This window comes from Roseovarius carneus (assembly GCF_020141465.1).
Lineage (GTDB): Bacteria > Pseudomonadota > Alphaproteobacteria > Rhodobacterales > Rhodobacteraceae > Roseovarius > Roseovarius carneus.
The window spans coordinates 2,322,936-2,344,336 of sequence record NZ_JAHSPD010000001.1; the positions used below are offsets into that span (position 1 = coordinate 2,322,936).

Genomic DNA, 21,401 nt, shown 5'->3' on the forward strand with positions numbered 1-21,401 from the left:
TTTTTATAACAAAATCTTGCGTTCCAATTGTTACCTAAATCGGGCGCTAACCCTTCGTCGGGAAAAAGCGTTGAGATAGATAGAAATGGTTTCAACCTGTGTATTCTCGGGCAAGCTGGAGCTTGGACCCCCCTATGGCAGATAGTTTTGCACCCTCGGCCAAGATCAGTGGCGGCACAGCAGCAATGCTGCGCGACCACTGTGCCTCGCGCAGGTGTGATATTGCGATTGTGGGCATGGCTGCACAGGTTCCGGGCGCGGCGAGTATAGCGGAGTTCTGGCGCAATCTGTCGGGAGGCATTGAGAGCATCTCGCGCCTTAGCGAGGCAGAACTGCGCGCGGCGGGCGAGGACCCGGCCAAGATGCGCCTCAAAAATTACGTGCCCGCCGCCGCCGTGCTTGATGGCTTCGCGGAGTTTGATGCGGAGTTCTTCGGCTTTGGTCCCAAGGACGCCACGATCCTTGACCCGCAGCACCGCAAGTTCCTTGAGGTTACATGGCAGGCGATGGAGCAGGCGGGCCATGTCCCGAGCCAGTTTGGTGGGCGCATCGGTGTCTATGCGGGCTGCGGCATGGGGAGTTATTTCTATTTCAACATCTGCTCAAACCCCGATCTGGTCGAAGACACCGGCATGTTTCTTCTGCGCCATACCGGCAATGACAAGGATTTCCTCAGCACGCGGGTGAGCCACGTGTTCGACCTCAAAGGGCCGAGCATCAACATGCAAACGGCATGCTCCACCTCACTCGTGGCCATTCATTACGCGCGGCAGGCCTTGATATCAGGCGAATGCGACATGGCGCTGGCGGGGGGTGTCACGATCGAGCTGCCGCAGGGGCGGGGCTATGCGTTCAAGGAAAATGAGATCCTGTCGCCGGACGGGCATTGCCACGCCTTCGATCACCGCGCCGAAGGGACCGTGTTTGGCAGCGGTGCCGGGGCCGTGGCGCTCCGCCGGCTTGAGGATGCGGTGGCGGATGGCGATCATATCTGGGCCGTAATCAAGGGCTCGGCCATCAACAATGACGGTGCCGCCAAGGCCGGCTATCTCGCGCCAAGCGTGGACGGGCAGGCGGCGGCGGTGCGCGCGGCCTTGACGGATGCGAATGTTGCGCCGTCAAGCGTTGGGTATATCGAATGCCACGGCACGGGCACCTATCTGGGCGATCCTATCGAGGTGGCTGCCCTGACCGAGGCGTATGGCCAGACGCCCGGCCATGTTTGCGGCATAGGCTCGGTCAAGACCAATATCGGCCATCTCGATACGGCAGCAGGGGTTGTGGGGCTGATCAAGACGGCGCTCAGCCTGCATCACAAACAAATCCCGGCAAGCCTTGGCTTTGAGGCCCCGAACCCTGCGATTGATTTTGAGGGCAGCCCGTTTCACGTAAACGCTGCGCTGACAGAATGGGCAGCGGACGGGCCCCGCCGGGCGGCTGTGAACTCGCTCGGCGTGGGCGGTACGAATGCGCATGTGGTGCTGGAAGAAGCGCCTGCGCGCGCGGCGTCTGACGAAAGCGATTTCCCGTTTCAGGTGCTCACCCTCTCGGCGCGTAGCAAATCAGCGCTTGAGGCAAGCTCAGCCGCGCTTGCCGCATATCTGCGCGCGCATCCCGGTGCGGATATGGCCGATCTGGCATGGACCCTGCGCGCGGGGCGTCACGGGTTCGACAAGCGCCGCGTTCTCGTGGCCGAGACGCCGGTGGAGGCGGCAGCGCTGTTGGAGGCGGGCGATCCGCTGCGCGTTCATACCCATGCGGTGCTCGCAGCACCCGAGACGGTGTTCATGTTCCCCGGTGGTGGCGTACAATACACTGGCATGGCGCGCGATCTGTACGAGACAGAGCCGGTTTTCGCCGAGTGGATGGATCGCGGGTTTGCCCATCTGGAGCCGCAGCTTGAGTACGACATCCGCGCGCTGTGGCTGCCTGAGCCGGGGCAGGAAGATGCCGCTGCCGAAACGCTCAAGCGTCCGTCGGTGCAATTGCCGCTGATCATGATCACCGAATACGCGCTGGCGCAATTGTGGATCAGTTGGGGTGTTATGCCCGCTGCCTTGGTGGGTCATTCAATGGGCGAGAATACCGCAGCCTGCCTCGCGGGTGTGATGCAGTTTGAGGATTGCATTGACCTTGTGCTCCTGCGTGGGCGGCTCTTTGACACGGTACCTGCGGGGGGCATGCTCAGCGTGCCTTTGCCGCTGGCCGAGCTGGAGCCGCTCATTGGCAATGACCTTGATATCGCCTCGGTCAATGCGCCCGCGCTCTGTGCTGTGTCCGGCCCCAATGCCGCGCTGGAGGGTTTGGCCGCACGGCTCAAGGCGCGCGATGTGGAGACGCAGCGGGTGGCGATTGATATCGCGGCTCATTCGCGAATGCTTGACCCCATTTTGGATCGGTTCCGCAGCTTTGTCGCAGGGTTGGACCTGAAAGCGCCGCAGATGCCGGTGATCTCCAACCGGACGGCCAAGCCCCTCACGGCGGCGCAAGCCACAGACCCGGATTATTGGACCGAGCAGCTCCGCCAGACTGTCCGCTTTGGCGATTGCATTGACGCGCTCCCGGACGTGCCGCGCGTTTTCTTGGAGGTCGGGCCGGGCAAAGCGCTGAGCGCGCTGGCCGGGATGGCACCGGGTGTGACGCCTGCCCAAGTGCTCAGCTCCCTGCGCCACCCGGAGCAGGACATGGCCGACGACGCCTTTTTCCTGCAACAGATCGGGCGGCTCTGGGCCTGTGGGGTCGAGGCCGATTGGGATCAGATCTGGGGCGGGGCGCGCCGCGTGCGGCTCGATCTGCCGACCTATCCGTTTCAGCGCAGCCGCTATTTCATCGAGCCGGGGCAGGCGGCGGTGGAAGACACCCTCGCGCGGAGCGATGATATAGCCGACTGGGGCACGCGGCCTGTCTGGATGCCGCGTCTGGCGGAATGTGCGCTCGATGTGGAGGCGGATCTCGGTCCGCCGCTCACATGGGTGATCTTTGAGGATGACGCGGGCTTTGCCGCGCCCGCGATTGCGCGGCTGCGCGAGGCGGGTCATGTGGTGACAACCGTGCGCTCTGGTGACAGCTTTCAGCGGCGTGGTGAGGAGACATATATCCTCGCACCCGAGCAGGGGCGCGCGGGGTATGAGGCGCTCTTATTCGCGCTGGCGGGGGACGGGCGCTTGCCGGACCGTATCGCCCATTTCTGGCTGGTGACGCAGGGCGAGAGTTTCCGCCCGGGCAGCAGTTTTTTCGACCGCAACATCGACCATGGGTTCTTCAGCCTCCTGCATATCGCGCAAGCGATCGGGGCGGTCGAGATGCCGAGCCCATGCCATATCACGGCCTTCGCCACCGGCGCGGCGGATGCGCGCGGCGGCGGCATGGCGGCACCCGAGAAGGCCACGCTAGAAGGCCCCATTGGGGTGATCCCGCGCGAATTGCCCAGCGTTACGGCCAATATGGTGGATGTGGAGCTTGCCGCGCCGCCCAAGGGCCGCCATGCACGCACACAGCCTGACCATACAAACCGTCTCCTGGAGGAGCTTCTGGCCGAGCCGTCCTCTGTGCCCGCCGCGTGGCGCGGTGGCAAGCGGTTCGCAAAGGTGCTGCGCCCAGCCGACTTGCCAGAAGCGGGCGCGCTTTATGCCGAGGGCGGCACGTATCTCATCACCGGTGGGTTTGGCGGGATCGGGCTCAGCGTGGCGCGCGATCTGGCGGCGCGGGCGGAGGCCAATATCGTGCTGTTGTCGCGCAGCGCCCTGCCGCCGCGCGAGGCTTGGGGCAGCTATCACGGTGCGGGCCGTACCGCACGTCGCATCGCCGCCGTGCGGGAGATTGAGGCGGCGGGCGGGCGCGTGCATGTCTGCCGCGCGGATGTGACGGATATCGCCCAGATGCGCGCGGCGCGGGCGGAGATCGAGGCACAGTTCGGCCCGCTCACAGGTGTGTTCCACGCGGCGGGTGCAATTGATGACGCGCCAATCCTCGCCAAGGATGCGGGCCATGTGCAGGCCGTTTTCGCGCCCAAGATTGGCGGGCTTCGGGTGCTCGACGAAGTCTTCCCCGATGGCACGCTTGATCTCATGGTGCTTTTTTCGTCCACCTCCGCCCTGATCCATCCGGCGGGGCAGGTGGATTACGTCGCCGCCAACGCTTATCTCAGCGCCTTTGCTGCCGCGCGGGTGGGGGCCAAAACCCGCATTGTTGCGGTCAATTGGGGCGTGTGGGCCGATACGGGCATGGCCGCCGATGCGATGGCCGCGCGGATGGGCGTCGCGGAGCCGGGCGAGGCGCGCGCGCTTTCGGGTCCGGTTTTCAATGCGCTGTGCGAGGATGCAAGCGGCGTGCGCCGCTTTGCCGCCGATCTGAGTGCTGAGGATTGGATGCTGGGCGAGCACCGCACCCGCGCGGGACAGATCGTGCTGCCCGGCACGGGGTATATCGAGCTTGCCGCGCAGGCGATGGCAGCCGAGGGTGGTTTTGCACCGTTTGAGCTGCGCGACCTTTACTTTCTGCGCGCGCTGGAGGTGCCTGAGGGCGGCATGCAGCACACGCAACTGAGCATTGCGGGCAGCGATGGCGCGCTGTCGATGGTGGTCGCCACGCAGCAGCGCATTGGCGCGCGGACAGGCTTGGTACCCCATGCTCAGGCGCAGATCGTGCCACTTGGCCTTGCCGCGCCACGTATTGATGTCGGGGCTATCACGGCCCGGTGCGACAGGCAGGCGGCACAGCCTTTCGTCTCGCCACAAGAGCAGCAGTTGGACTTCGGCCCGCGCTGGCGCGTGGTGGAAGACGCGGCCTTTGGCGCTGGTGAGGGGATCGCGCATCTGGCGCTGCCAGAGGCCGCATCGGGTGATTTGTCGGATGGGTATCTGGCGCATCCGGCGCTTTTGGACCTTGCCACCGGCTGGGCAATTGCGCTCAGCGCAGACTATGATCCCTCCGAGCTTTGGGTGCCTGCGGGCTACGGATCGGTGCGTATCTTCGCGCCGCTGCCCGCGCGGATCGTGTCCTGGGTTCGGCTGGCGCGCGGCGGGGACGCCGAGACCGCAACCTACGATATCGTGCTGGCCACACCCGAAGGCGATGTGGTGTTGAGCGCGGATGGGTTGCAGATGCGCAAGCTGGACGCGGGCCTCAAACCCGCTGCGCTGAGCGAGCGGGACATGCTGGCCGAACCCGGTGCGGACGTAGCACCCCTCTCGCCCGGTGAGACGCGCCTGATGCGGATGATGGCGCTTGGCATTACGGCCGAAGAAGGTCCCGAGGCGCTGCGCCGCGCGCTGAGCACGGGCGCGCCGCAGATCGCCATTTCACCCATGAGCCTTACCAACCTGATGGTTGAAACCACGCGCGGCGAGGCGGCGCGCCCGGTGGGCCAAAGCTTTGAGCGGCCTGAGCTGGACGGCGATTTCAGAGCACCCGAAGGGGCGTTGCAAATTCAATTGGCCGAGATGTGGTCGTCCCTTCTGGGGATCGCCAAGGTGGGGGCTGAGGACAGTTTCTTTGATCTCGGCGGGCACAGTCTTCTAGCGGTGCGGCTCTTTGCGCAAATCAAGCGCGGCTTTGGCGTCGACTTCCCGATCTCGGTACTTTTTGAGGCACCGAGCATTACAGCATTGGCCGCGCTCATCGAGGCGCAGACCGGGCCGGTTGAGCAGAGCGTTGAGGCCGAAACGCGCGTGGCTGATACGCCGCTGCGCCGCCATCTTGTGCCGCTTCACCCCGATATGTCGGGCGGGCGCACGCCACTTTTCATCGTGGCGGGTATGTTCGGCAATGTGCTCAACCTGCGCCATCTGGCACTTGTGGTGGGGCGGGATCGACCTGTCTGGGGCCTTCAGGCGCGCGGCCTGATTGGTGACGAAGTACCTCACAACACAATCGCAGATGCCGCGCGCGATTATATCGCGGAGATGCGGCAGGTGCAGCCCGAGGGCCCCTATATGCTGGGCGGTTTTTCTGGTGGCGGGATCACGGCGCTTGAGATGGCGCAGCAGTTGCGCGAGGTTGGCGAGGATGTGTCCATGCTTGCGATGCTCGACACGCCGCTGCCCGTACGCCCCAGCCTCAATCGCCGAGACAAGGCGTTGATCAAGCTTGCGGAATTGCGCGCTAAGGGTCCGGGCTATCTGCTGGACTGGGCGCGCGCGCGGGCCGCTTGGGAGGTCGAGAAACGGCAAGGCGTGGCACCGAGCGAGGAGGGCAGCTTCAACAATGCCGAGATCGAGCAGGCCTTCCGCGCTGCTGTCGCCGCCTACCATGTAGCGCCTTGGGACGGGCCGTTCACGCTTTTTCGGCCAAAACTTGACCAGCATTGGAAAGTCTCAGCCGGCAATTGGGTGAATGCGGCACGCGAATATGTCTACCCCGACAATCAATGGGCGCAATACGCGCCCCAAATACAGGTGATCGAGGTGCCGGGCGACCATGACAGCATGGTTCTGATGCCCAATGTGGGCGTTCTCGCCGGACATCTGAGCGATATCGCCGCCGCCGCCGATCTGGCGCGCAGCCCCCGTCGCGGTTCCGATACCTCCTTAAACAAAGCAGCGGAGTGATATGACATGAGTGCCGATCCGTCCGTTCTCACAGTGATCCTGAATTACCGCACGCCCGAACTGGCCGTGAAGGCCTGTGCCGCCGCCCTGCGCGAGATGGCGGGGATACGCGGCGAGATTGTCGTCGTGGACAACCAATCGGGCGATGATAGCTGCGCTGTGATCGGCGAGGCTATTGTGGACGGTGGCTGGGATGCGCAGGGGCGCGTTCGGCTGATCCCATCGGGGCGCAATGGCGGCTTTGGCGCGGGCAATAATTTTGGCATCCGGCAGGGTTTGTCGGACGGCAGCGCGCCTGATTTCGTCTACATCCTCAACTCGGACGCGTGGCCGGAAAAGGGTGCTATTCGCGCGCTTTTGGAGGTTATGCAGACCGAGCGTAAAGCGGGCATTGTCGGCAGCTACATTCGCGGTGTGGATGGCCATGCGCATCAGACGGCGTTTCGCTTTCCCTCCATCGCGGGCGAATTTGAGGGCGCTGTGCGCACCGGCATCGTCAGCCGCCTCTTGGCAGGGTCTGTTGTGCCGCTGCCCGTGCCGCAGGCCCGCACAACGGTGGGCTGGGTCGCGGGGGCGTCGGCGATGATGCGGCGGCGGATGCTGGATGAGATCGGCATGTTTGATGAGACGTTTTTTCTCTATTATGAGGAGACGGATCTGTGTCTGCGCGCGACCCGCGCGGGCTGGGACGTGGTGTATGAGCCGCTCTCGGAGGTTTTGCATATCGGCTCTGTCTCGACGGGGATGAAGACATGGGCGCGCACGCCGGATTATTGGTTCGCCTCGCGCAGGCATTATTTCACTAAAAACCATGGGCGTGGCTATGCGGCCTGCGCTACCATCGCACGAGTGGCGGGTGCTGTGCTTTGGCGGCTGCGCTGGCCGTTCACGCGCCGCCCCTTGGGAGATCCGCCGCAGTTCCTGCGTGATCTGTTGATGAGCAGCGTGGCAGGCACCCGCTCACGCGCCTCTCGCCCCTCTGAGCCACGCCACCCAACAGCCGAGGAGGCGCAATGAGCCAGTTTTCCTGCGTTCTGATCGGTTCCGAGACGCTGACCCTCACCGTGGCGGAAATGCTGGTGGAGGCGGGTGTTGATCTGCGCGCCGTCTGCACGCGCCATGGCGGCTTGCAGGCTTGGGCGGAGGCGCGCGGGATTGCCGTGGGGGGGGATCTGTGGGTTCTGGACGTTCCCCATGACTGGCTGATCAGTGCGGCGAACCTGCGCATCCTGCCCGAGGCCGTGATCGCGCGGGCCGCGCGCGGGGCGGTGAATTTTCATGATGGGCCGTTACCGGACTATGCCGGGGTAAACACGCCGGTCTGGGCGCTTTTGAACGGGGCCGCAGCTTATGGCATTACGTGGCACCACATGGCGGGCGGTGTGGACAAAGGCCATATCTTGCTCCAGCGCTGGTTTGACATCGCGGTGGGTGAGACGGCGCACAGCCTCAATGCGCGGTGTTACGCGGAGGCCGTGGACAGCTTTGGCGAGGTGATTACCGAGTTGGCCTCTGATAGGCCCGCCGCGCTGCCGCAGGAGGGGCCGGGGCTCTATCTTGGCCTCGCTGACCTGCCGCCTGCTGCGGGGCATTTGGATTTTGGAGGACCGGCGCAGACAGCGCTGCATCTGGTGGAGGCGCTGGATTTCGCAAACCATGCAAACCCTATTTGTGCGGCCAAGCTTGAGCTGGGCGGTCATGTTCTTGCTGCGGGCTCTGCCGAGATGTTGGGCGGGCGGGGCGCGCCGGGCACGGTTCTTGAGGTGTCAGACGAGGCGCTTGTGGTGATGGCCGACGGGGGCGCGCTGCGCCTTGGGGACTTGCGCTACATGGATGGACGCCGCGTTGATCCCAGCGCGTTGGTGGCGCAGGGCGATGTGTTGCACCTGCCCGCTCGGGCCGTCACGGCGGGCGCGCGTCTTGCAAAGCTCGCCCCGGCAGAGGCGCTCTGGCGGCGCAGGCTTGAGGCAGAGCTGCTCGGCGTGCCTTTGGCCGGGCCACGCAGCGCCGCGCCGGATTGGCAGCGTGTGGAGATCAGCGTGCCGGATGGCACCAGCCTTGAGGATATTGCTGCCCGCTTTTTGGAGTTCGCGGAACGCTCTGCCGGGGCGCGAGGTGCCGTGGCCCTGCAAACCTCCGAGCTTGCGACCCTACTGGATGGGGCCGAGGGCTATATCACACCTTGGGTGCCGATGGTTGCAGTGGCGGATATCGCAGTCGCGCAATCGCGTCCGGGATTTGCCGCTGATCTGATGCTGCGCACGCCTGCGCTTGCCGGGCGAGGGCAGCCTGATCTGGCGCTATCGCTCAGTGGTGCGCCGGTGCCGGGCTGCGCGCTCAGCTTTTTGCCGCACGAGGCCGCGCTGATCTATGATGCGGCGCGTTTGAGCGCAGATGCGGCCACGCTTCTCACCGCCCGGCTGGAGGAGGCGTTGCGCGGACCGCTCGTGGCGCTGCCCGAGGCTGATCGCGTGGCGATCACCGCATGGAACGACACATGCGTTGCCTATGATGCCACCCTCACAATGCCACGGGCGTTTGAGGCGCAGGTGGCGCGCATGCCTGCGGCCACGGCACTCATTTTCGAGGATACGGCGCTCAGCTATGGTGATCTGAACGCGCGAGCTAACCATGTGGCGGCCGCCTTGCAAGCGGCAGGCGTGGGGCCGGGCGTCACTGTGGCATTGATGGCTGCGCGTGGCTTTGATCTGATGATCGGCGCGCTGGGGATTTTGAAAGCGGGCGGGGCTTACGTTCCGCTCGACCCGGAGTATCCGGCTGCGCGTACGGCTCATTGTATCGCCGACAGCGCCGCCCCGGTGATCCTCACGCAAGAGGCGCTCCGTGGATCGCTGCCCGCCACGCAGGCAACTGTGCTCACGTTTGAGACGCTTCAGGGCCACCGCGAGGCCAATCCAGAAACCGGCGCGGGGCCAGATGATCTGGCCTATCTGATCTATACCTCAGGCTCCACCGGCGCGCCCAAGGGCGTGATGGTAGGGCATCGCAATGTGGCCAATTTCTGCGCTGCGATGGATGCGCATATCACGCGCACCCCCGGCGATACATGGCTTGCGGTGACCTCGCTGGCTTTTGACATTTCGGTGCTGGAGCTTTTCTACACGCTCACGCGCGGCATGCGCGTGGTGATCTCGGGTGATGGGCCAAGGGCGGCGGTATCGGGCACGTCCACGCTCGGCTCGGATCGAGGCATGGATTTTGGCCTTTATTATTGGGGCAATGATGATGGGGTGGGCGCGCAGAAATATCACCTCCTGCTGGAGGGCGCGCGCTTTGCCGAGGCGCATGGCTTCACCTCGCTCTGGACGCCTGAGCGGCATTTTCACGCCTTTGGCGGGCCTTATCCGAACCCGTCCGTGACAGGTGCCGCCGTGGCGGCGGTTGCCCCCGGTCTCAGCGTGCGGGGCGGTAGCTGCGTGGCCCCTTTGCACCACCCCGCGCGCATCGCGGAGGAATGGGCCGTGATAGACAACCTCACCAATGGCGGCGCGGGCATTGCCTTTGCCTCTGGCTGGCAGCCGGATGATTTCATATTGCGGCCTGAGAATACGCCGCCCGAAAACAAGCCGGCGCTCTATGAGACGCTGAAAACCGTCCGCAAGCTCTGGCGCGGAGAGGAGGTGGCCTTTCCTACGGCCACCGGCGGCACCCATAGCGTGGTCACGCAGCCGCGTCCGGTGTCCAAGGAACTGCCCGTTTGGGTGACCACGGCAGGCAACCCTGAGACATGGCGCGAGGCGGGCGCGCTGGAGGCGAATGTGCTCACGCATCTTCTGGGGCAGAGCATTGAAGAGGTGGGTACAAAGATAGCGCTATATTACGCGGCCCTGCGCGAGGCGGGGCATGATCCGGCGGATTTCAAAGTCACAATGATGCTGCACACCTATCTCGCGGAGACCCGCGACAAGGCGCGTGAGGTGGCCCGTGAGCCGATGAAAGACTACCTGCGCTCCGCCGCCGGTCTGATCAAGCAATACGCCTGGGCCTTCCCGGCGTTCAAGCGGCCCAAGGGCGTGAGCACCCCTTTTGAGATGGATCTGGGCAGCCTTGAAGCGGACGAGCTTGAGGCGATCCTCGATTTCGCGTTTGAGCGGTATTTTGAGGATGCAGGTCTCTTTGGCACGGTTGAGGATGCCGCCGCGCGCACAGAGCAGCTCAAGGCGATTGGCGTGGATGAGATTGCATGCCTGATTGATTATGGCATTGCGCCCGAGGTGGTCATGGAGGGTTTGAAGCCCTTGGCCGAGGTGCTGCGCCGCGCCAATGCGGGGGCCGCGCTCGACCCGGATGATTTTTCCATCGCGGCTCAGATCATGCGCCACGGCGTGACCCATATGCAATGCACCCCCTCGATGGCGCGGCTTTTGACGATGGATAGGGATGCGCGGCGTGCTTTGGCACGGGTGGAGCAGCTCTATGTTGGCGGGGAGGCTCTGCCGCAGGATCTGGCCGTGGAATTGCGTAGCGCGGGCCCGCGCGACATTCGCAACATGTATGGCCCGACCGAGACGACGATCTGGTCCAGCGTGGACCGGGTAGGCGATGGTCCTGTGAGCATCGGCACGCCGATTGCGAATACCACGTTGCATGTGCTGGACGAGGCGGGCCGCGAAGTGCCTGTGGGCGTCCAAGGCGCGCTCTGGATTGGGGGCGCGGGCGTGACGCAGGGTTATTGGCAGCGCGAGGCGCTGACGGCGGAGCGGTTCCGCAGCTTGGACGGCGTAGGGCAGGGGGTGCTCTACGACACGGGCGATCTGGCGGCGTGGCAGGCGGATGGGCGCATGGCCTATCTGGGCCGTGCCGATACTCAGGTGAAGATACGCGGGCAACGCATGGAAATGGGCGAGATCGAGGCCTGTCTCAAGGCGCATGAGCATGTGACCGAGGCGGTCGTCATGGCCCGGCCCGGCCCCACGGGTGATCCGCGTCTGGTGGGGTATTTCACCGCCTCCGCCGCTCTGGCCGAGCCGGACCTGCGCGCGCATCTGGCCAAGCATCTGCCCGCTGCGATGATCCCTGCGGTGCTGGTCCCGCTCGACACCTTCCCCCTGACGCCCAACAAGAAGATTGACCGCAACGCGCTGGCCTCGCCCGAAGCTGTCGCGCCCCCTGTGCCCAAGGCCGAAGCGGAGATGCCTGCATCCGATATGGGGCAGGTGGTTCTGCGCGTCTGGCAAACGGTTCTGAGCTTGCCGCAGATTGGTGCACGCGACAATTTCTTTGATCTGGGCGGGCATTCGTTATTGGCGGTGCAGGTGCACCGCGATTTACGCACAGCACTGCCCGATACGCGGCTGACGATCACGGATATCTTCCGTTTCCCGGTGCTGGCTGATCTGGTGGCGCATATGGAAACTGGTGGGATCAAACCAGCTGCCGCCGTAGCCCCAACACCCGACGCGCCAGGTCGCAGCGCCACCATGTCCAAGCGCCGTGCGATGCGCGCCGGGCGGGAGGCGCGGCCATGATCGCAGCGGGCACATTGCAACAGGTCGGAGCAGGGCAGGACGCGCTGCCGATGGATATTTTCCCCGAGGGCGTGGCTGTGGCCTTCAGCGATCCGCGCGCCCCTGCGCCGGATGTCTGGCCTACGGAGGCCCCGGCAATTGCCAATGCGGCCCCGCGCCGCCGGGCCGAATTTGCCGCCGGTAGGGCCGCCGCACGCGTCGCGATGGCGCGGCTGGGCCTGCCCCCCGCCGCCGTGCCTGCCGGGGCCGATCGTGCGCCGATCTGGCCGCATCGCCTGACCGGCAGTCTCACACATAACCAGACGCTTTGCATCGCGGCCCTCGCACGGTCGGAGCAGTTTCGCGCGCTTGGCGTCGATGTGGAGGAGGATGCGCCCTTGCCTGCGGAGTTGATCCCCACGATCTGCACATTGGCCGAGCGCGCATGGCTGGCCTGCCAGCCAGACGAGCTGCGCGGCACGTTTGCGCGGTTTATCTTCTCGGCCAAGGAATGCGCTTATAAATGCCAGTATGGCGTGACGGGCAAGATCTTTGATTTCGACACGCTGGAGATCACGCCCGATCTGGATACGGGGCAGTTCGAGGCCACGTTTCTGCGCGACATAGACCCGTTCAAGGCGGGGACATGCCTCTCGGGCCGCTCGTGGCGCGGGCAGGGGGTGATTGTGACCGGAATGGCGCTTAAACCCGCACCGCGCTGGGGCTTGAGGGATTTGTGACGTGCGTGTGTTTGTAAAGTTGGAGGTTGGCCCATGGCGCGCCTTATGATGTTATCTGTCGTCAGTGCTCTGATCCTTGCGCTGCTGGTCAGTGCCGGGGCATGGGTCCTGCGCGCCACTGTTCCAAGTGCCGAGCAGATCGCGACCTCCTATGCCACACCACTCCCTGCGCCTGAGGGGCCGCTGCGCGTCTTTCATCTGGGCCATTCTCTGGTTGGGCGGGACATGCCCGCGATGCTCGCGCAACTGGCCGGGCACGAATATGAAAGCCAGCTTGGCTGGGGCACATCCCTGCGCGAGCATTGGGAGCCGGACGCGGCCATCAACGGATTTGAGGCCGAGAATGATCACCCCCGCTTTCGCGACGCCCGCGAGGCGGTTGGATCGGGCGACTATGGCGCCGTGGTGCTGACCGAGATGGTCGAGATCAAGGACGCAGTCAAATACCATGAGAGCACCATATATTTTGGCAAATGGGCCGATCGCGCGCGCGCAGCTACGCCTCAGCCGCGTATCTATCTCTACGAATCCTGGCACCGGTTGGATGTGAAGCCTGGCTGGATGGCGCGGCTCGATGGTGATTTGGAGACCTATTGGCAGGGCGCGCTGTTATACCCTGACTTGGGCAAAAACCCCCGTGCGCCCGCCTATCTCATCCCGGTGGGGCAGGTCATGGCGCATTTCGTGCGCAGCGTGGAGACGATGGGCGGGCTTGGCCCCGTCAAGAGCCGCGAGGATCTTTTCCAGCGCAAGGAGGATGGCAGCGTTGATCAGATCCATGTGAACGATCTTGGCGCGTACCTTGTGGCGCTCACGCATTATGCAGTGCTCTATCACCGCTCGCCCGTGGGTCTGCCCCATGCGTTGATGCGCGCCGATGGCAGTGCGGCGATAGATCCCGGTGCGGATCTTGCGCGGCTCATGCAGCAATCGGTGTGGGAGGTCGTAACGGCCCTGCCACAGACCGGGATCGGCTCATGATCCCGCGCCGGGCGTTTTTGCAGGGGGCGCTTTGCCTCGCGGTGTGTCTGGGCGCCTTCACCGGGGCAGGGCTCGCGCAGGACGCAAAACCACCCGTGGCGATTGGCCTGGCACCCATCACCGACTGGAGCACGCAACAGCCCTTTCTCGACGTGATGAAAACCGCGCGCCGCTGGATCGGTCATGAGCCGGGCCGCTGGGGCGGGCGCAGTTTTGAGGCGCTGGAGGCGTCGGGGCTTCTGGACGACGAGGGCTGGCCCATGTCCAAACCCTCTGATCTGGGGGCGATCGGCACACTGATCCTTACCGATATGCCGGAAGGGGCCGGGGCGCTCGCTGGGCGCTATCTGTTACGCTTTGAAGGCGAGGGGATTGTCGAGGTGTCGGGCCGTGCCACCAATGTGCGCTACGGGCGCGGCGAGGTGACCTTTGACTATACGCCCGGCCCCGGCCCGGTTGAGATCCGTATCCAGCGGTCGGACCCTGCGCGCACAGGCGATTATGTGCGCAGTATCACGGTGGTCAAGGACGAGCACGTTGCGGCCTTTGATGCGGGCGCGGTCTTTCGGCCCGCGTGGCTGGACATGCTGGACGGGTTCGAGGCGCTGCGCTTCATGGATTGGATGAACACCAATGATCATGGCCCCGTCGCATGGGAGGCACGCGCGCGGGTCTCTGATTTTTCCTACACACGCCACGGCGCGCCGGTGGAGATCATGTCGGCATTGGCCGCTGAAGTGGGCGCGGATCTCTGGATCAACATCCCGCATCTGGCGGATGACGCCTATGTCCGCACCTATGCCGAGGCATTGCGCGCAGTGCTGCCCGAAGGGTCGCGCGCTTATGTGGAATTCTCAAACGAGCTTTGGAACTGGCAGTTCCTGCAAACCGAATGGGCCGATGCCCAAGGGCAGACGCGCTGGGGGATCCAGCATCGCGGAGCGCAGTTCTACGGGATGCGGGCGGCTGAGGTAGCGGATATCTTTTCGGACGTGTTTGCGCAGGACCGCGCGCGCCTGATCAACGTCATTGCCACGCAAACCGCGTGGTTGGGTCTGGAGACTGACGTTCTTGGCGCGCCTCTGGCGGTGCAGGAGGGGCAGCGCCCGCCGCATGAGGCGTTTGATGCCTATGCTGTCACCGGGTATTTCGGCCATGTTCTGGGTACCGAACGACGCGCCGAGCTGATCACTGGCTGGCTTGCTGCCTCGGCTGATGCGGCGGAGGCTGAGGGCCGCGCTCAGGGTCTGGCCGGGGTGGCGCTCGACATGCATATGGCCAAACACCGTTTTGATCTGGCCACGCAGATGGCCGCTGAGGAACTTATCGATGGGCGCCATAGCGGCGATCCGGACGACACGCTGACCGACCTTCTGGACCGGGTGCTGCCCTATCATGCAGAGGTGGCGGCGCGGCACGGGCTGGACCTTATCATGTATGAGGGCGGCACCCACGTGGTGGGGATCGGCACGCGCGTGGATGATGATGCGCTGACCGCGTTTTTCACCCATCTGAATTATGCGCCACAGATGGGCGCGATCTATGATGCGCTGATGGCGGGCTGGGCCGCGAGCACGCCGGGTATTTTCAACGTCTTCACGGATGTGCAGGCCGCGAGCAAATGGGGCAGCTGGGGCGCGCTGCGCTATCCCGGTGACACCTCCGCGCGCTGGCAGGTGATTGAGCGGCGCAAGTGAGAGGTCTGAGCGTGATGATCCCGGCCCATGATGAGGCGGGTTATATCGCCGCCTGTTTGGGGGCGGTGTTCGCGTCACGCCTGCACGGGCGCGAGATGCAAGTTATGGTGATCGCCAACGCCTGCACCGATGATACGGTGGCGCGCGCCCGTGCGGCAGGGGCCGAGGTGATTGAGACAGCGCAGGGCGGCAAGCTCCATGCGCTGGGTCTGGGCGATGCGGCGGCGCGTCATGATCTGCGGGTCTATCTTGACGCGGATGTGGTGGTGAGCCCTGATTTGCTTGCACAGATAGCGGATATATTGGACGTGCCCGCGCCGCGCTATGCCTCAGGCACGCCGATTGTGACCCCTGCGCAGAGCTTCGCCACGAGGGCCTATGCGCGGTTCTGGCAAAGCCTGCCCTTTGTCCAGACTGGTGTGCCGGGGTTTGGGATTTTCGCCGTTAACACAGGTGGGCGCGCGCGGTGGCGCGATTGGCCCGATATCATATCGGACGACACGTTCGCGCGGCTCAGCTTTGTGCCTTCCGAGCGGGTGCGTGTGTCGGCCACCTATCGCTGGCCCATGGTGGAGGGGGTGCGCGCCCTCATTCGTGTGCGGCGGCGGCAGGATCGTGGGGTGGCGCAGATCGCCGCGCGGTATCCTGAGCTTTTGGTGAATGAGGACGTGCCGCCCGTGGGCCTTGGTGGCATCGTGTCGCGCGCACTCCAAGATCCGATTGGTTTTGCCGTCTATGCCTTTATCAGCCTTGCCGTTCAGCTGGGCCGGGGTACGGGCGGATGGGAACGGGGACGCTAAAGCGCTCGGATATGCGCAGCGAGCTTGGCCGCCTCGATATGCGCGTCATGGCGCTCCAAAACGCGGGCGCGGGCGGCCTTGCCCATTGCCATGCGTTTGGTATGCGGCATTGCGGCCAGCGTCTCAACCGCCTTGGCCAATGCCGCATCATCGCCTGCGGGCACCAGCCAGCCCGTCTCACCGGGCAGGACCAGTTCCGGCATGCCTGCGATATAGGTGGCGATCACCGGACGGGCCGAGGCCATCGCCTCCATCACCACCATTGGCAGGCCCTCGGCAAAGCTGGGCATTATAAGCGCATGGGCGCTTGCCAGCTCGGCCCGCACGCCAGCCTCGTCCAGCCAGCCCGTAAAGCGGACATGTTTGCTCAGCCCCTCGGCCTTCAGCGCCGCCTCCATCACGGGCCGCAACGAGCCGTCGCCGATCATAACAAGCTCAAGCTCGGGATGCGCGGCGCTCAATCGGGCCAGCGCGGGCACCAGCACCATCTGCCCCTTTTGCTCCACAAACCGCCCAATCGCAACAAGGCGCAGGCCAGTCTTTGGGATGGGCGCAGGTGCGTTGAATTTTCCAACCTCGATCCCGCAATGCACGATCTTGATCTTGTCCCATTGCGCATGATCCACAAGACGGCAGAGCTGCGCACGACCATAGCTGCTAATCGCCACGGCAAAGGCGGCGCGGCTGACTTTCTCGGCAAGGCCAAGCGCGCGGGGGGCGTCAAACTCCTCGGGACCGTGGACGGTGAAGCTGTAACGCGGCCCACCAAGCGCGTGGGTGAGCGTGGCCACGGCGGCGGCATTGGTGCCGAAATGCGCGTGGCAATGCGTGATTCCAAGCACTTGACAGCGCCGCAGGATATACGCGGCTTCCACCAGATAAATCAGATGCCGAAACCGCCCTACCTCGGATCGCGCGCCCATCCGCCACGCCAAAGCCAGCGCCTCGGCAAAGCGCGCAGGCCCCGCGAGGAGGGCACGAAAGAGCGCGATAAGCAGCGCGACTGGCCCCGCGCGTAACACATACTCAGTACGCCCGGCCTCAGCTATATCACCCGGATCGACCAGATCCACATTCGCCGCGCGCATGGCCAGCCGCGTGATCTCAAACTCCTGCGTCTCAAGCGCGTGCAACTCGCGCCGGATAAAGCTGTGCGAGGGCTGCGGATAGGTATTGAGGATATAGGCGATTTTCACGGGGTGCGCGGCCTTGGAAATTGGGTTTAGCGCACCCTAGCCGCCACAGGCATGACCCGCAAAGCCCCGCATTTCGCGCACCTTCGATTGCTCCGGACGGGTTGCAAACGCGCATCTTTCGCAGGCCGCCACATGGCGGTGCCGCCGCCCGTGATTGACCCCCGCGCGCCCGCGACCTAAGCCAAGGAGATGAGCCATGAAAGGCCCTGATGTGATCAAGGCACTCAGCACCGCGTTTCGCGGGAACCGTCTGACCGCGCGTATCCTGCGCAGCGCCTCTTGGGCGCTCATGGGGTATGGCGGCACGCAGGCGATCCGGCTGGCTTCGAACCTCATCCTCACCCGGCTGTTATTCCCTGAGGCGTTCGGCCTGATGACGCTGGTCACTGTCATCACCGTGGGGCTGATGATGTTCTCGGATGTGGGTATTGGCCCCAGCATCAGCCAGAGCAAGCGGGGTGACGACCCGGATTTCCTCAACACCGCATGGACCATTCAGGTGATGCGCGGGTTTACCCTTTGGGGGGTGACGCTCCTGCTGGCGACGCCTGTGGCCACGCTTTACGACCAGCCCGATCTGGCGTTTTACCTGCCGATTGCGGGGTTCGCGCTGGTGATCACCGGGTTTTTCCCGACGCGGATCGAGACTGCGCATCGCCATCTGGTCTTTGGTCGCCTGACCGTGCTCGATCTTATTGCGCAGCTGATTGGCGTGGGGCTTATGGTGGTCTTGGCGCTTGTCACCGGCTCGGTTCTGGCGCTGGTGGTGGGCGGCATCCTCATCGCGCTGGCCAAACTCATTCTCACCACGCTCTATCTGCCCGGCGCGCGCAATCGCTTCCAGCTTGAACGCGCCGCCGTGGCCGAGCAGGTGCGCTTTGGCAAATGGATATTCCTCTCGACGGCCTTTGCCTTCATCTGCACCCAAGGCGACAAGGCGCTTTTGGGGGTGCTTTTGCCGCTGGCCACGCTCGGCATCTACAATATCGCGTTTTTCCTCGCGAGCTTTCCGATGTCGCTGGGCCAATCCATCACACAGCAAGTGCTGATCCCGGTCTACCGCGACCGCCCGCCGGGAGAGAGTGCCGACCACCGCGCACGCCTGCGCAAGATGCGGTTTTTGCTCAGCTCCGGCATGTTCACACTTTTGGCTTTGATGGCGCTGACGGGGCCTTGGCTCATTGGGCTGCTCTACGATCCGCGCTACGCGGCGGCGGGGGCGATGGTCACGGTGATGGCTTGTGCATTTTTGCCCATGGCGCTGGGGCTGAGCTATGATCGCGCGGCCCTTGCGGCCGGGGATTCGCGCGGGGCGTTTGTGTGGTCTGCACTACGCTCAATCGCGCAGATGGGGATGCTCTGGGTCGGGTTTCAGGCTTACGGCCTTCTCGGCGCTATGGCGGGGATGGGGCTTGGCCTTGTGCTGATCCATCCAGTGCTCATCCGCCTCGCACGCAAGCATCATGCGTGGGACGGGCTGCATGATCTGATCTTCGGCGCTTTGGCAATCGCCATCACAGGGCTCAGCTTTTGGCTCCACGCCCCTGCGATCCTCGCCCTTTTGGCACAGTAACACTCAGAGCCGCCGCCCACGGGTGAGCGCGGTGATAAGGCCACGCAAACGCCCGCGTTTTCGCGGTTTAGGGGCACGGGGGCTGCGCACCGGGCGCATCTCGGGGATCGAGATGACCGGGCGCAGGCCCAGCTCGCGCTCCATCTGATCGGCGGTGCGGATGATCGGCGTGCGCCAATCCATCAAGAACGCCACCGCCACGCCCAGAAGCAAAGCCGCCAAAGCGCCCATAAGCGCCGTCACCTTGCGTGAGCGGGTGTAGGGATAATCGGGCAGGGGCGCGGGCTCCAGCACTGTCAGGCGTTCGGATTGCGATGTCGTTTCCAGAGTGTAGCTCACCTCGGCCTCCTTGCGGCGGGCGGTGACGTCCTGAAGCTGCGCGCGTAGATCCTCGATGCGGCGCTCATACTGCGCGATCTGGACGGTGACCTCGGGCGAGGCCTGCAATGTCTCGGTGAGGCCTGCAAGGTTGCTTTGCAAGAGCGCACGTTCCTCGCTTAGCTGCGCGATCTGCGCTTGCGTGTCTTCGCGTTGCTGCCGCTCGATCCGTGTGGTCGCGGGTTGGGCCAGATCGCGTTGCAGGGTGATCAGCTGTCGGTCGATGCTCAAAAGCCCCTCGGTCAGGCTTTCCACCTCGCGTTGCATCAGGTCGATACTGCCCGGAAGGGCCATGTCATGGGTCGCGCGATAGGCGGCGAGCGCGGCGGATTCGCGGGCGATATCGGCGGTGATCACAGCCTCCTGCGCGATGAAGAAATCCAGTGTTTCACGCGCTTGATCGAGGCGCGTGGACACGCTCAGCGCGATTGTGCGCTGCGAGAATTCATGGGCCAGCGCTTGCGCGCCTCGGGCCGTGGGCCAATTGGCATTGACCCGCAGGAGCGACACGCTGCCATCATCGGCAAACCCTTCGCGGGCGGCGGCGACCCCTTCGACAAAGACCGATTGGCGCACGAGGGCTACCATTTCGGCGGTGCGCAGGCCCGGCTGATCTGCGAATAGGCCCAGCCTGTCGATCGTCTCCAGAATGGCGCCGCGTGACATCACCTGCTGTTCGATCAGTTGCAAACGGCGCGCGGCAGAGCCTGCGATGGTGGAGGGGGCAAGCTCGGCGGCGATCCGCGGGCTTTGGACCTGAAGCACCTCGGAGGAGGTGTAAAGATGGGTCTGGGCCGCCGCGAACAAGAGGCTGCCGATGCTACCCAGCACAAAGACAGCCGCAATCACCAGCTTGCGACGGCGCAGCATGTCCAAAAGTTCGGCAATGGAATGGATCGGGCCCATCTGGTCTTGTCTGCCTCACATCATGTGCGTTTTGCACTGAAACTTGCGCCTTGGGCGCGGCTCTGATTGGCGTGAAGGGCAAGGCCCAGATTACACGCACTCAGAGGTGTCGCATAGCATGTAGGCAAGAATATGACGTAACGCGGCCTGGCGCGGGTTAGAATTTAGGGCCTGCGCGTGCGGTTGAGGATGACGCCAAGAAGCTTGGTCTTGCCCTCCAGCCGCCGCTCGCATTCCGTGATCTGATCCCGCAGGGTGCGCGCGGCATCGGCAACCAGAAGAACACCGTCCACCTGAGGCAAAAACGCCTCAAGGTCGTCATGCTCCAGCATGGGTGGCATGTCATAGAGCACGATATCGGGGTTTAGCGCGCCGATCATATCGTCCAGCACCTCGGCCGTTTGGCGGGCCAGAAGCGTCTCTGAGGGGTTTTGCGGACGGGCGCGGTTGAGGCCCACGGCAAGGCTGTCGTCGCAGCGGATCAGGTGATCCTCCGCAGTGACATGGCCCGAGAGAAAGCGGTTCATGTCGCCGGGGCCGCGCAGGTCCAGCATCTTGGAGACGGCGGGATTGCGCTGATTGAGGTCCATCAGCACGGCGCGGTAATCCGGGATGCGGCTAATCGAAAGGGCAAGGTTAACAGCCGTGAAGGTGGCACCACAGCCCGATGTGGGTGCTGTGATCGCGATACGGTTCCAGACCTCGGATTGAAGCGTTTGCAACAGCTGCGTGCGCAGATCGTCCATCGCGCGCAGGATACGTTGATCACCACCCGCAAGCTTGGTCTGGGCATTGAGCGCGGATTGCGCGCCATGGCCGAAGGGCACGCGAACGAGATCATCCCAACTGCCCGCATCGAGGCCATACATGGCTGCTGCCTGCGCGGCGACCGTCGGCTCCGTCAGGCCATATTCGGCACGTGCCGGGCGCGGCATGTCAGGATCGCCTGTGGACCAGCGTGAGGGCATGTATTGACCATTGACGCGGCGCGTCAGCTCAAGATCGAAGGGCAGGGCAGCCGGTTTGGAGCCTTTGCCCCCCATCCGGCGGGCCGATCTTGTGGCAGTCTCGACATAACGTTCCAACATGGAAATTCCTCGTATCAGATGCGGCT

The 21,401-nt window shown here is 64.2% G+C and carries 11 protein-coding genes; 8 read left to right on the forward strand and 3 right to left on the reverse strand.

Annotation, left to right across the window (positions count from 1 at the left end; translation table 11 throughout):
- The first annotated feature begins 185 nt into the window (after positions 1-185).
- The 7 genes from KUD11_RS11620 to KUD11_RS11650 are packed head-to-tail and all read left to right on the forward strand — an operon-like array spanning position 186 to position 16,234.
- Entirely contained in the window at positions 186-6,548 is a 6,363-nt protein-coding gene (locus KUD11_RS11620) for a type I polyketide synthase (RefSeq protein ID WP_109387903.1), read from the forward strand.
- A gap of 6 nt (positions 6,549-6,554) precedes the next feature.
- Positions 6,555-7,565, forward strand: a complete 1,011-nt coding sequence (locus KUD11_RS11625) for a glycosyltransferase (protein ID WP_109384559.1) — start codon at positions 6,555-6,557, stop codon at positions 7,563-7,565.
- On the forward strand, positions 7,562-12,037 hold the full coding sequence (locus KUD11_RS11630) for a MupA/Atu3671 family FMN-dependent luciferase-like monooxygenase (protein ID WP_109384558.1): 4,476 nt from the start codon (positions 7,562-7,564) through the stop codon (positions 12,035-12,037). Before KUD11_RS11625 ends, KUD11_RS11630 begins: the two co-directional genes overlap by 4 nt.
- On the forward strand, positions 12,034-12,756 hold the full coding sequence (locus tag KUD11_RS11635; RefSeq protein ID WP_224380217.1) for a 4'-phosphopantetheinyl transferase family protein: 723 nt from the start codon (positions 12,034-12,036) through the stop codon (positions 12,754-12,756). Before KUD11_RS11630 ends, KUD11_RS11635 begins: the two co-directional genes overlap by 4 nt.
- 45 nt (positions 12,757-12,801) lie before the next feature.
- Positions 12,802-13,737 (forward strand): hypothetical protein, encoded by a 936-nt coding sequence (locus KUD11_RS11640; RefSeq protein WP_224380218.1) that lies wholly within the window; start codon positions 12,802-12,804, stop codon positions 13,735-13,737.
- Positions 13,734-15,434 (forward strand): hypothetical protein, encoded by a 1,701-nt coding sequence (locus KUD11_RS11645; protein ID WP_109384557.1) that lies wholly within the window; start codon positions 13,734-13,736, stop codon positions 15,432-15,434. The genes KUD11_RS11640 and KUD11_RS11645 overlap by 4 nt, the downstream gene beginning before the upstream one ends.
- A gap of 14 nt (positions 15,435-15,448) precedes the next feature.
- Positions 15,449-16,234, forward strand: a complete 786-nt coding sequence (locus KUD11_RS11650; protein ID WP_109384556.1) for a glycosyltransferase family 2 protein — start codon at positions 15,449-15,451, stop codon at positions 16,232-16,234.
- Here the strand turns inward: KUD11_RS11650 and KUD11_RS11655 are convergent.
- Positions 16,231-17,430, reverse strand: a complete 1,200-nt coding sequence (locus KUD11_RS11655; protein WP_109384555.1) for a glycosyltransferase — start codon at positions 17,428-17,430, stop codon at positions 16,231-16,233. The two genes, KUD11_RS11650 and KUD11_RS11655, sit on opposite strands and share 4 nt — an antisense overlap.
- Positions 17,431-17,626: 196 nt before the next feature.
- Here KUD11_RS11655 and KUD11_RS11660 point away from each other — a divergent pair, with 196 nt between their 5' ends.
- The gene (locus KUD11_RS11660; RefSeq protein WP_181375256.1) at positions 17,627-19,003 is read left to right on the forward strand and encodes an oligosaccharide flippase family protein; all 1,377 of its coding nucleotides are present in this window, start codon (positions 17,627-17,629) and stop codon (positions 19,001-19,003) included.
- Between the two features lie 3 nt (positions 19,004-19,006).
- Here KUD11_RS11660 and KUD11_RS11665 read toward each other — a convergent pair whose 3' ends face one another.
- A complete protein-coding gene (locus KUD11_RS11665) occupies positions 19,007-20,287 on the reverse strand; it encodes a Wzz/FepE/Etk N-terminal domain-containing protein (protein ID WP_109384554.1) in 1,281 nt (426 codons plus the stop codon).
- A gap of 164 nt (positions 20,288-20,451) precedes the next feature.
- Positions 20,452-21,375: a CpsD/CapB family tyrosine-protein kinase gene (locus tag KUD11_RS11670; RefSeq protein WP_146190821.1), complete on the reverse strand. Its 924-nt coding sequence runs from the start codon at positions 21,373-21,375 to the stop codon at positions 20,452-20,454.
- Between the last annotated feature and the right edge of the window lie 26 nt (positions 21,376-21,401).

Coding starts and splice junctions, on each gene's coding strand:
- KUD11_RS11665 (WP_109384554.1), bottom strand. CDS start 20,287: ATGGGCCCGATCCATTCCATTGCCGAACTTTTGGACATGCTGCGCCGT.
- KUD11_RS11625 (WP_109384559.1), top strand. CDS start 6,555: ATGAGTGCCGATCCGTCCGTTCTCACAGTGATCCTGAATTACCGCACG.
- KUD11_RS11620 (WP_109387903.1), top strand. CDS start 186: ATGCTGCGCGACCACTGTGCCTCGCGCAGGTGTGATATTGCGATTGTG.
- KUD11_RS11670 (WP_146190821.1), bottom strand. CDS start 21,375: ATGTTGGAACGTTATGTCGAGACTGCCACAAGATCGGCCCGCCGGATG.
- KUD11_RS11660 (WP_181375256.1), top strand. CDS start 17,627: ATGAAAGGCCCTGATGTGATCAAGGCACTCAGCACCGCGTTTCGCGGG.
- KUD11_RS11650 (WP_109384556.1), top strand. CDS start 15,449: ATGATCCCGGCCCATGATGAGGCGGGTTATATCGCCGCCTGTTTGGGG.
- KUD11_RS11635 (WP_224380217.1), top strand. CDS start 12,034: ATGATCGCAGCGGGCACATTGCAACAGGTCGGAGCAGGGCAGGACGCG.
- KUD11_RS11640 (WP_224380218.1), top strand. CDS start 12,802: ATGATGTTATCTGTCGTCAGTGCTCTGATCCTTGCGCTGCTGGTCAGT.
- KUD11_RS11630 (WP_109384558.1), top strand. CDS start 7,562: ATGAGCCAGTTTTCCTGCGTTCTGATCGGTTCCGAGACGCTGACCCTC.
- KUD11_RS11645 (WP_109384557.1), top strand. CDS start 13,734: ATGATCCCGCGCCGGGCGTTTTTGCAGGGGGCGCTTTGCCTCGCGGTG.